The following is a 10,981-nucleotide window of genomic DNA, read 5'->3' on the forward strand; positions in this document are numbered from 1 at the left end:
TCTTTTGAGTGCCTATAGTGGCTTGGATACGGGTGTTGCCCACGCCTTTGAGATTGCCATCGAGTAGATCGTACCCCGCACTATTGGCCTCGGCAGCTAAGGCTTTTACCTTTAATAACCCAGCAGCGCCTGCCATACCTTTCATACGTACGCTTTGGGTATTGCCACCAGCATCGACTAGGGCGTCAATGCTCTGAGCACTGTCAATCAGGCTGTTGGAAACCGACACCGTTAGACCGCTTTGTTTAAACGTCTGCTCGCTTTGATTGGTGTAGACATCTAGGGCGTTATCGATGTTGATCTGTTTGGCGCGTACAACGGTGTTGCCGCGCTCCGTGGAATTGATGTCCTTGTCACTATCAGCGCCCATACCTGCAATTAGGTTACTACCTGTCTGCTGGTATTTACCGCCTGCCGTGATGATGACGTTGCCGTCGATTGCGCCAACATTGCTGGCAGTATGGGTCAAGGAGGTGCTGGTGTTACTTTCATCGGTTTGCTGTTTGCCAATGGTAAAGCCCATACCACCATCGGCACCGAACAATCCTGACTTTTTAGTTTGGCTATAGGTGCTTTCGCTAGAGGTGTTTTGCGCTGCTAGGACATCGATATCGCCACCTGCGGTGAGACTAGTGCCTTTATCACTGATAGCGTTAGTGCCCGTTAGACTGATGTTATTGCCCGCTTGAATAGCGACTTGATTGCCTTCAATGTTGCTGCTGATGGCGGTATCGCTTTCACTGTTAAAGCGCTCTTGGCTGGTTCTTTTACTTAAGAAGCCACTGCTGCTCATTTTACTGGCGGTTGAGAAGTCTGTGGTGGCGCGTCCCTCTGTGAAGGTGACGTCATTGTCGGCATAGATGCTGGTAGTGCCTGTTTGACTGTTTAGGGTAGTGGCAACGCCTGTGACGTTGTTACCTGCTACGGTTAAGTTGCCAAAGCTAGTAACATTACTACCGTTATCTTGGGTCTGACCATCAGTGTAGTAGTTATTGCCATCACCAATGGCACGAACCTCATTGCCTGTATTGATCGTATTGAATTTGACGTCGCCTTTCTCGGAGATGATTTGGGTGTTGCCGCTCTTGTTACTGGCGACCCCTGCGGCAAAGACAACATCATTCTTGGCGGCGATAGATAAGGTGGTTAAGGGATTGCCATTAGCGTCTACTTGGCCTTTGAGGCCATCGCCTACGCCAATTGATCCCACTTGGTCAATGCCTGTGCGCGTTAAAGAAAAACAAGCTGGAGAAAAATAAGAAGCATGGCCTCTAGATTTAAGTGTTTTAATGGTCGTGAAATATGCGGGGCATGGGCTATTGACTTTTAATAGTTAGCTTTGCGCCTCGTCCCTCGGCGGGGGCTGATATAGCTTTATGATTTAAAGAGTAACACGCAACATTAGGCTTAGTTCACGGGCTTTGGTAAGCTTATAATGGTTTGAATGCGAGTGCTTATGCTTATTCGTTGGGAGTCGCAAGCTCCTCCCAACCTACGCGCTACGGAATAAAATCTACCTAGTTTGACTATGCGAATTTGACAGCAGGGGTCAAGTTTCAAAACCAAAATCAGACAATTCTTTCTCGTTTTCATTCAAGACTTTAGTAACAAAGTCAGGATCGACTTTCAAAAAAAGTTCAATAACATCATGGATTCTCCAGTAATTTTTTTTTGGCTCTTTAATAATAACTTGAAGATGTTCTTGCAATAGAGGTTTGTATTCAATAAAATTCTTTCTGGTTAACAACCAAAACATTTCACTAATTTCAAAGCTTTTAGTATTAGACGCTCGAATAATCATAGATATAGGTTCAAATATTTCTTTTCTAGCTTGTTCTCCTTTACCTGCGTCTGAACAATTTGCCCAATAGCTGACGAACGCACTTAAAGCGTGTTTATAGGTTTCATCGTATCCATATATACGATGCTGTATTATCCCTTGTAATTCATTTTTAATTAATAGGTCGTTTAAAGTATTGAACCCTTCTTTAATACCCCAAGAAGTTAATAACCGTGATGCCTGAAAAACAATATAACCATCTTCGTATTTTAAAAGCTCTTTAATTTCTTCAATGCGCTCGGAGGGTAGGTCTTCAAGGTCTATATCTTCAGGTAGCTCTGTGTAATCAATGTCAGAAGGGATATCGTATAACAATGAGTTAATATAATCTTTATTCATTACACTATCCTAGTATTATTTTATACAGTTTGCTGGGACTGTGCCTTTAATTAGGCATTCGCCATCTCTAACAGCATATTCAAAATCAATATTAAAACTGCTTAGCAATGCTGTCTTTTCAGGAGTTTTGAGTAGCATTTTTCTTCCTTATTATTGTTTTGATAAAGGTATCGCATTTCCTATAGGCACCGTGGCATCAGTTTTGTTAATCATTTCTATCAATTTTTTCATCTCGCTACCAGTTTCACAACCAAGACTAGGATATTTTTCATTAATATATTGTATATCTCTTTTTTCGATAATTGACAGTTGATGGTATAACTCTGAACAAAGTAAAAAGCGGTTAGAGTCAAAGCGATCAAAAAACCAATAATCACTAAGCAATGAACGAATAAGTTTTTCTGTTTTATCACCATCATCTGGATGAGTGTGAAAAACTATACAATTTAGTTTATCTCCCTTACTACCAACTCGATACCATCCTCTTCTTATGTATTTCGCTATTATTCGAACGAAAGACATACCTACATCTAACTCTTCTATATTTTCCATTAAAAGCCTTTTTTGATGACGCTCGCATATAGCGCATGTAAAAATAAAGCTTTGAAAAGCATCATTCTTATATGTGCTATATGTGATTAATTTTTTAAAGCTTAGCTTTTCTAATAATATCTACAGGCTAATAAATTTTATGATTTTATTTAAAAGTTTGACATAGGCTGTCCATTCCTCATCCTCTATTACCCACTCAGAATCACTTGCTTCTGATGTAACTTTATTTAGATAATGCTCTCTATCTTGAATCATGTCATTAAGGGTTTTTACGAGTTTATTAGACTCAATAACTGAAGATAGTCTTGTAGCTGATCCTTTAGCAAGAGCATTCAAATAAGAATCGCTATCCCAATTAAATGGTAATATGTCAGCGTTTATATAACAAGTGAACTCATTGTACAGAGCATTCTGTATGCTATCATCTTTGGCTTTAAACTCATTATTATTCATTGTCTTTACTCAGTAGGATAATAGGTAACAGGATCCCATGTATTTTTACTTGGGACATATTCGTAAATTATTTTAGCATTTTTCAAAATCGTAGGATCCTTTATAGGAACAAAATTTCCATTAGAGTCTCTTATATTACTTCCATTATCATCTTTAGCTCGAACCCATCTTTCGCCAAAACCACTGCTATTATTTGTATTGACAACCACAGCATGTCTGTTTGGTTCACCATTAGCATCATAATTAGGTACGTTATTTTCCTTAATACTATTATTAAGTTCACTTCTCCCCCTACCCAAAGCTTCTGCTTCTAATTCTGGAGTCAAGAAATTCGAAGCCTTACCAGTTGGGGCACCTGTAGCGCCAGAAGGTTTAATACCTGTTTCAATCCTAGTTTCCTGTTGAACAGGTGTAACTTGATATCCATGTTCGTCATGACCATGCCCTTTGTTAGCCTTATTGGGATTAACTGGTTCTAGAGGTTGATCAGCATTTGAAACTGTATTTTTAGCCCTGTCTGTTGAATCAAGCTTACTATTTTCAACTTCTGACCTATCAGTATAATTTGTCGGAGGTTGATTATAACCATTATTTTGATTCAAGCTCGAAGGCTTCTCCCTCGTATAGCCACCTCCAGGCAAATTGTAATACGTAGTACCATTAATAACCGTAGTATTTGGAGTAGAATTTACACCACCACTAGTCGAATTATTTCCGTTAGACGTTCTAGATGATGATCGAGGTATGCCTAAGCTTTCAAATATAGCGTTATTCTTAGCCGTTAAAGCATCAGCCTTGCTCTCATGTGCAGTTTGATCGCTATCCCACTGACCTTGTCGCGCTTTGGAATCAGCTTCACTTTTAGCTATATAGGCTTCAGTGTCTGCTCTACCTTTAGTAACCTCAGCCTCATAAGCTTTTCTTTTAGCGGCTTGTTCTATATTAAACTGATCAAGAGAGTTTGGACTATTAGCATTATACTCACTAAGATCAGCATAGTTAATATTATCAAAATAATTGTCATTACCTATAGTGTTGATATTTTGAGAATTAGGCCTATTATTTGAGCTGGTATTACTTGTGTTAGCACCTTTACCAGCATTATAGTCTGTATTGCCATTAGGTTTTCTATTTGGATTACGGCTAGGCGGTATGATCTCTATATCTAATGATTTACCTATGCCTTTTTTAACAATAACCGCACCACCCGCTGATACGATAGCGGCAACCGCTTCGAAACTAAGCTCAGTCGTGGCTTTCCCAGATTTGTAGAAATCATCATCACTATTACCAACAAATGAGGCACCGACAATATCTGCACCTTTGTCATAATACTCTTTAGGTATGCCTTTCAAGGCTTTTAAAATCTCTGCTGCAACAGCTCCAGGATTTTCTTTAGCTGCTTCATACAAAGCTTGCATATCATCTGGTATAGAAACAATACCTTCACCTATGTCTTTTAAAGCCTTTTCTTGACCCCTTAAGAATGCCTTTTCTTGACTGGCGTCAATTTTTTCATAAGCTTGACGAGCACTAGGGCTAAAGTAGTTTAGAGCGTACTTGACATCTTGTATGTAAGAAGTCTTATAGTCAAAGCTCTCAGGATCTTTATCTATTGCTGTAATCAGCGTTATATCATTTTTATTAAGCAGCTCTTTATTCTCAGCTTGAGTGACCGCATCTTTGCCATTGCCTAGAGCAGGCTTATAGCTATCTATTTTATCTTGATTGGCATCTATACTGATTGAGACGTTTAAGTCCGCTGCGATACCTGCTAAGTCAGCTAAGCGCTCACTACTGCCTTTACCACTGCGCACATGATCAAGATCATGTCCTAGCGTTTTGACGACATCTTCTCTATTATCATAGCCTCCATCTATAGCTAGAATCTGACCATCGGTTGCACCTTTGGCTCGTAGATCCTGTGTAATTCTAGTGATAATAACGTCAACACTGACGCCTGTGCTATCAGCTAGCATCTGTAGAGCAGCTTGGCTGTTCAATAGTCCGTCATAGTCGCCTTCTTTGTACGCTTGTAGGACAGCTGCAATATCAGGATTTGCTGCAATGGCTTTTGCCATTCTATCAGGGGCCTTAAAACCTTCTATAGCTTGTCCAACACTCTGGTTTTGAGTGATGATATTGGTAAGGGTTAGTGTCGTTTGTAGACCAGCAACTACAGTTGTTTTGCCTATATTTTTAACGTTCTTAGGCAACCCTTTTTGCTCATCAATAATCTCCTCTCGACCTGCTTTAGTAAACACTCTCGTATCGATACCGGTATCAACCGCAAGCCCACCTGTCTGCATGTCCTTAATAACAAGCTCGGTGTTGAAGGCATCACGATTAACACCCGCTAAGCTGTCTTGACCTGTGCTGGCGTCGCTAGTGACCACAGCCCCTTGTCCGATAGTGGCAAGCGTTTTACTCTCAAAGTCCTGACCAGTACTACCCAGTTGCAGACCGATGTTGTTGAGACTGACGCCCGTTGCGGTTTTACCCCCGCTGAAACTACCACCGATGTTATTTTGTTCTTGGGTTGCGGTATTGATAATATCTTTGGTGACTAGAGTGCCTGTGGTGAAGTTAAGGATCCCATTGGTTTGGTTGCCGTCAACATCCGTTTTTATGTTAGCAATGATGCCACCGATGTTAGTGGTATTGTTTGCAGTGAGACTGTGGTTATCACCGCTATAGACAATACCGCTTTGCTCGGCAGCAGTTATGCTTTGACTATTGCCACTGGCTTTATTAGCTCCGATGCTGCCACCGCTTGGTAAGCCGCCTGTGAAGTTAATGCCTAGATTGCCCCCTGAGCTGCTATTGCTACTACTGGCGGTGTTTTGGACGGTCTCGATATTAAGGTTGCCTGTGGCATAGTTGCCGCCGCCCGCATTGATGCGGCCACCGGTTAAGTTAGTAGTCCCTGCATAGCCATTAAACGCTCCAACATTGAGCTCGCTGTTGGTAAAGGTGTTACCTTGACTCTGGCTGCTGCTCTTTTGAGTGCTGACACCAAGGCTTGCACTGCCTGTGGTGCTGATGCTGCCGGTTTGGCTATTGGTTTTGCTGTTGCTACTACTACTACCGGTGTTGGTGCCTGCGGTAAGGTTGAGGCTGTTTAAGTTATCGATGTTCAGCTGTCCGATATTGCCTTGGAGTCCAACACCTGTAAAGTCATCACCGACAAAGGTAGCGTTAGCGCCATTAAGCTCAGTACCTTGCCATTGTCCTTGGGCTTGAGTGTCGGTACTAGTAGTTTGGGTGTTCTCAGCCTTAGCGGTGGCACTAAAGCCTAGGGTACTCGCAGTGTTAGCCGCACCAGCCGCGACACTACCGAGATTAATTTGGGCATTGGCATAGATGACATAGATGACATAGATGACATAGATGACATAGATGACATAGATGACATAGATGACATAGATGACATAGATGACATAGATGACATAGATGACATAGATGACATAGAAAAGGCTACGATTCTTTGAGAATCGTAGCCTTAGATTAGCCTAATTTTATTTTTCGAATACCTAAAAATATCAATAAACGGCTATCTTTCAATTCTAAATATCTAAGTATTTAGTCATATCAATTATAGGTTCACAGTAAGCAAATTCAGAATCTTCAGAAAATTCTTCGGCGTCGAAAACTATACTTTTAATTTCACTATCTATTTTCCATGCTATAAAATAGCCAATAGGATTATCAGGAATGTCAATTTGAACATATATTTTTGAATCTAAAGTGATAGAAAGCATATGAAGCCATAGTAAAAATTCAGCTCTTGACAGATCTACGTTTTTAGAAAACTCAATGCTTGAGCGAATCTTTATATCTTTGTATATATCAATATCCGAAATATTCCAAAAAATACTAGCTTTTTCATCATCTCCTTCGAGGTTTGAAAATAATTCAGAGTTAATTACTATAGCAACTTTCAACTCATTAAACTTCTCTAAAAATAATTTAATGAGCTTCTCAAAGTTAACTTCTTTTTCAAAATCAATATTTAAATATTTCATATTTATCTCAAGTTAGTTAGATTGTAAATTCTTACAGCTTCTTTAAAGTCATTAGGGTTAAAAGCATCGCTTCTAGACATATTAGATCGAGTTTTATCTATGTTTCCTTTGTCTCTCATAATTTGTTTTAAGTTGTGATACTCTCCTCTGCTCAACGTAAAAATCTCATTAGCATTATTAGAGCTGACTGGAATCAACTGATTGCCTCCATCTCCATGTCTTGTATATGTTCTACCATTGACTTCAATTTTTAGATCGCTAACTGGCGTTCCTAAACCATTCTTAATATCTTTTATATCTTTAGCTACATCAACCACATTGTTGTTGACTATTGTGTTCACATCTTTAGGCGACTGGTGCTTCACTTGTGTCAGATAATGCCTTTTATGTGGCACAGTAACCTTATCAATTTTATCAGCCCATTTTTTTGCTAATTGTGCAGATGCTGCTCTAGTTGCTTTCCATGTTTTATATGTGCCGACAGCTTTACCAGCATATTTTATAGTGTAACCACCTGCTGCTGCACCTACAGATGAGATAGCAACTCCAGTTACAGCAGACTTAGCAGCAGATTCTATTTCACTATTAGTCGCAAGCCTCAATTCACTACTAGGTGCACAAGAATGCTTGCTAGATGGTAAACACCAAATCAGATCCCCATCTTTATTTTTCATTAATTTTGAATTTTTTAGATAATCAGGCAAAGCATTTAATAACTCTTCCGTTCTTTCATTCATCTTCCGAGTATCTTCAGCTAACTGTTTATTAGTCTTATTTCTATCACCACCCATATGGTTGTCTTCAACCGCAACCTTACTTGTTTCAGCTGCATTGGCTGCGTCACTCGCACTGCCAGTAGTAGCACCAATACCTAAACCTAGAGCACTAGTAATACTGCTAAGGGTATCTTTTTGCTCAGCAGTTAATTCATCAGGGTTTTTAGTATCAAATAGGAAGTCAGATATAATAGGTGCTGTAGCTTCTCCAGCACTCGCTGAAATGCCTCCAGTCAATGCATCGTTACCTGTTGCATAACTAACAGCAGCACCTAATATACCTTGAGCTAAAATATGAGCAGGACTATTAGGTTCTAATCGATTTCCACCATCTTCCTTATTGTTCGCTCTGTTCGTCTTAAAATAATCTCCGATTTGACTTGCTACAAAAGGACTAGCCGCTTTCGCGATATAGCCAGTAGCACCATTACTATTCGGTCCGTATATAGCTCCAGAAATGGCATCAAAGAGTAAGCCTTGGTTTTGTAATTTATTAGCTGCTAATGTCTTATCCGTAGCTGTCTGATAATCCCCAACATCACGGGCTTCTTCTGCTTCATCACGAAGCGCCTTCTCTTTAGCATTCAGCTCAGTCTTAATCTTACGCCGCTCTTGATCAAAGGCTTGGGTAATCTCTACCTGCGCCCCAAGCTCCTCATTGACACGAGTCGCATCAAACCCATTCTCAAGCGCTCCTGCATACTCCTCTCGATTGTCAGTGGTGATGCCACTATTACCCGCGATACCCGTAATACCTGCACGGGTAGTACTGCCATCACTATCTCCATCTGTACCATAGCCTAAACCATTAGTGTTGCCTTGAGGCTTGTTATCCGTCATACCAAGACTGATGCCAACAGAGATCGCATCACCTTCATAACTACTGGTATTCTCTATATCTTGAGTGGTAATGCCGCCTTTACTGACATATTTGTTTAGACCCAATTCTAGGGCTTTGTCAGTGGTGGTAATTGCCCCACCAATTAAAGTAGTTTTACCGCCAACTTCTAGATCAAAGCCACCATCCCCTGTGAAGATGCCCGACTGCTGACCCACGGCTTTATAGTCGGCATTGATATTGGTCTTGCCACCATTCAACGATAGACTTGAGCCTGCGCCCTCTAAAGCGATATCAGCGGTAAAGCCTATATTCTTTTGGTTGCTGTCGTAGGTTGCGGTGTCTTGTAGCGATTCGATGTTGACGTCGCCAAGGATTTGGCCTTGCGCTTTATTGGTGTTGATGACCCCGCCTTTGATATTCACATCATTACCAATGTCAAAGGTGGTGGTGCCACCGACGTTGACTTGGCTGTTGGCATTGCTAAATGAAAAGAGCTACGAGTCATGAAGAATCGTAGCTCTTGATTAGAATAATTATTCTAAAAAATTAATCACTCATATATTGTAGCAAATTAATATTCAACTACTATTCTGATTAATTTATACATCAAACCAGTTGCCAATATTTTTAGTTGTATCAAATAGGTCAGAGCTATTTGCTTTACATCTCTCTATGTTTTCTTTTGAGATATCAACTTTTTCGAGCTCTTTATTTGAACCTTCGACGTAAATTTCTGAGGGTATAATTGTCAAATCAGGAAAGCTAGCTATCATTCCACTAACTATAGCTCTGTGAAATAGAAAACTTTCAGTTCCCCCAAGGGGTGAAACTATTTTCTCTAATACATAAGCTATATCTCTATTCTCAATATTAATTTTCTTACAGACTTTATAGTCTGGCTTGTAGTTATCTTCAAGCAGGTATAAATTATTATCCATAAGAATAATCCAACCTGTTAAATCAATATTAGTGTTATCTAAAGTAGTTCTTTCCTTATACAGTTTATCAAAATTCATGTTATTTACCTATTTTTATAGATTTTATATTACCTTGATTTAATTGCAAATCAAGGACTGTTGTTTTTACTCCATATGAACCTGTAAAAGGATCTCTAACCATGTAATAATCAACACCGTTAACTTTTTGAATTTTATCTACTATTATAAAATGTCTACCTTGACCAGCTTTAACTTGAACAATTACCTGATTCCCATTTGCCAGGAAGTTCTCTAACTGTTTTGGAAATAAACTATTATTTATTGAGTTTTTAACGCCACGATTAGTTAGAACGGTTGCTACTTCTTCTGCAGTTACCCCAGTAGGTCTAATTTCTTTAAATTCACTAACAATTTTTGTTAGATCAATTGATTTTCCAGATTTATCGTTAACAATCATATTGGCGCAGGCTGGACCACAAACTGGATCTTTACCCTGAGAAACATAGCTTCCAGCAGGAGTATAATCTATTTTATTCGGTATATTAACTTCGCCTGCTCCACCTCTTATACTTGCATTCTTAGCAGGTACAGGTCTACCATTGATTGGCACAAACATTAACGCCCCACCAACTACCTTAAATCTACCTATACCAGTATTACCATTACTAATATCATTAACACCCGAAGCTATAGTAGCTGCTCCGATCAGAATACGCATTACATTCAATGTTTTACCAGGCGCACCAAATACGGCATCACCACCATATCTAGATATCTCTGTATGCTTACCGTTAATTGCTATTACATTTTTAGCGTTATTATAAAGCTGTTCTTCTTCACTTATTTTTCGAGTATACGTAAGTTTTTCTAATAAACTTAATTTACTTTTATCATTAGCAACCTGATTTTTAACTGCTCTTGGATCTAAATAATTAGGAGCTTTCAATCTCTGACCGTTACCGCTTGCGTTCACTAAAGATTCAGCAAGCTTTGCATCTTGACCACCATTAGCAACAAGCTGGTTCAAAGCTAATGCCAATGCGTTAAGATCATCACTATGCATCTTTTTACCAGAATGGAATTGGTTCAATAATGAACCGCCCCGACTATATCGGAGAGTGATTTACTTGAGTCAGGCAGCCATGCCTGACAGGATTAAATTATCATAATACCGCTTTTCAAACTCAAAGGGTGACACATAACCAATCGTGCTATGC

General features: G+C 39.6%; 13 protein-coding genes and 1 pseudogene. 4 read left to right on the forward strand and 10 right to left on the reverse strand.

Features of this window, described 5'->3' with window-relative positions; translation table 11 throughout:
• The 5 genes from KZA12_RS14495 to KZA12_RS14515 all read right to left on the reverse strand — a co-directional run.
• Positions 1–1,210: hemagglutinin repeat-containing protein (locus KZA12_RS14495; protein ID WP_218690717.1), on the reverse strand; the 1,210-nt coding region annotated here is incomplete at its 3' end.
• 339 nt (positions 1,211–1,549) lie between these two features.
• Entirely contained in the window at positions 1,550–2,179 is a 630-nt protein-coding gene (locus tag KZA12_RS14500) for a hypothetical protein (RefSeq protein WP_218690718.1), read from the reverse strand.
• A gap of 150 nt (positions 2,180–2,329) precedes the next feature.
• Entirely contained in the window at positions 2,330–2,731 is a 402-nt protein-coding gene (locus KZA12_RS14505) for a hypothetical protein (RefSeq protein WP_218690719.1), read from the reverse strand.
• A gap of 120 nt (positions 2,732–2,851) precedes the next feature.
• The gene (locus tag KZA12_RS14510; RefSeq protein ID WP_218690720.1) at positions 2,852–3,184 is read right to left on the reverse strand and encodes a hypothetical protein; all 333 of its coding nucleotides are present in this window, start codon (positions 3,182–3,184) and stop codon (positions 2,852–2,854) included.
• 5 nt (positions 3,185–3,189) lie between these two features.
• Positions 3,190–5,580, reverse strand: a complete 2,391-nt coding sequence (locus tag KZA12_RS14515; protein WP_218690721.1) for a hypothetical protein — start codon at positions 5,578–5,580, stop codon at positions 3,190–3,192.
• Positions 5,581–5,586: 6 nt separating this feature from the next.
• Between KZA12_RS14515 and KZA12_RS14520 the strand changes: the two genes are divergently transcribed.
• The 4 genes from KZA12_RS14520 (at position 5,587) to KZA12_RS14535 (ending at position 6,483) form a co-directional block, all read left to right on the forward strand.
• Positions 5,587–5,754, forward strand: a complete 168-nt coding sequence (locus tag KZA12_RS14520; RefSeq protein WP_218690722.1) for a hypothetical protein — start codon at positions 5,587–5,589, stop codon at positions 5,752–5,754.
• A 33-nt stretch (positions 5,755–5,787) separates the two neighbouring features.
• The gene (locus KZA12_RS14525) at positions 5,788–5,964 is read left to right on the forward strand and encodes a hypothetical protein (RefSeq protein ID WP_218690723.1); all 177 of its coding nucleotides are present in this window, start codon (positions 5,788–5,790) and stop codon (positions 5,962–5,964) included.
• 201 nt (positions 5,965–6,165) lie between these two features.
• On the forward strand, positions 6,166–6,309 hold the full coding sequence (locus tag KZA12_RS14530) for a hypothetical protein (protein WP_218690724.1): 144 nt from the start codon (positions 6,166–6,168) through the stop codon (positions 6,307–6,309).
• 30 nt (positions 6,310–6,339) lie between these two features.
• The gene (locus KZA12_RS14535; RefSeq protein WP_218690725.1) at positions 6,340–6,483 is read left to right on the forward strand and encodes a hypothetical protein; all 144 of its coding nucleotides are present in this window, start codon (positions 6,340–6,342) and stop codon (positions 6,481–6,483) included.
• Between the two features lie 267 nt (positions 6,484–6,750).
• Here the strand turns inward: KZA12_RS14535 and KZA12_RS14540 are convergent, their stop codons facing one another.
• The 5 genes and pseudogenes from KZA12_RS14540 to KZA12_RS14555 form a co-directional block, all read right to left on the reverse strand.
• Entirely contained in the window at positions 6,751–7,209 is a 459-nt protein-coding gene (locus tag KZA12_RS14540; RefSeq protein ID WP_218690726.1) for a hypothetical protein, read from the reverse strand.
• 2 nt (positions 7,210–7,211) lie between these two features.
• The gene (locus tag KZA12_RS14545; protein ID WP_256933008.1) at positions 7,212–8,825 is read right to left on the reverse strand and encodes a VENN motif pre-toxin domain-containing protein; all 1,614 of its coding nucleotides are present in this window, start codon (positions 8,823–8,825) and stop codon (positions 7,212–7,214) included.
• Between the two features lie 321 nt (positions 8,826–9,146).
• Positions 9,147–9,296: pseudogene (locus KZA12_RS15000) on the reverse strand (hemagglutinin repeat-containing protein); the annotation flags it as partial.
• Positions 9,297–9,425: 129 nt separating this feature from the next.
• Positions 9,426–9,842 carry a hypothetical protein gene (locus KZA12_RS14550; RefSeq protein WP_218690728.1) on the reverse strand — a complete coding sequence of 139 codons (417 nt, stop codon included), beginning with the start codon at positions 9,840–9,842 and terminating at the stop codon, positions 9,426–9,428.
• 1 nt (position 9,843) lies between these two features.
• On the reverse strand, positions 9,844–10,827 hold the full coding sequence (locus tag KZA12_RS14555; protein WP_218690729.1) for a cysteine peptidase family C39 domain-containing protein: 984 nt from the start codon (positions 10,825–10,827) through the stop codon (positions 9,844–9,846).
• Positions 10,828–10,981 lie beyond the last annotated feature (154 nt).

It is taken from the genome of Psychrobacter sp. BF1, from assembly GCF_019279065.1.
In the GTDB taxonomy this organism is placed as follows: domain Bacteria; phylum Pseudomonadota; class Gammaproteobacteria; order Pseudomonadales; family Moraxellaceae; genus Psychrobacter; species Psychrobacter urativorans.

Bases quoted from the DNA above. Each gene is read 5' to 3' on its own strand.
- KZA12_RS14510 (WP_218690720.1), bottom strand. From the start codon at position 3,184: ATGAATAATAATGAGTTTAAAGCCAAAGATGATAGCATACAGAATGCT.
- KZA12_RS14555 (WP_218690729.1), bottom strand. From the start codon at position 10,827: ATGCATAGTGATGATCTTAACGCATTGGCATTAGCTTTGAACCAGCTT.
- KZA12_RS14550 (WP_218690728.1), bottom strand. From the start codon at position 9,842: ATGAATTTTGATAAACTGTATAAGGAAAGAACTACTTTAGATAACACT.
- KZA12_RS14545 (WP_256933008.1), bottom strand. From the start codon at position 8,825: ATGACGGATAACAAGCCTCAAGGCAACACTAATGGTTTAGGCTATGGT.
- KZA12_RS14505 (WP_218690719.1), bottom strand. From the start codon at position 2,731: ATGGAAAATATAGAAGAGTTAGATGTAGGTATGTCTTTCGTTCGAATA.
- KZA12_RS14500 (WP_218690718.1), bottom strand. From the start codon at position 2,179: ATGAATAAAGATTATATTAACTCATTGTTATACGATATCCCTTCTGAC.
- KZA12_RS14540 (WP_218690726.1), bottom strand. From the start codon at position 7,209: ATGAAATATTTAAATATTGATTTTGAAAAAGAAGTTAACTTTGAGAAG.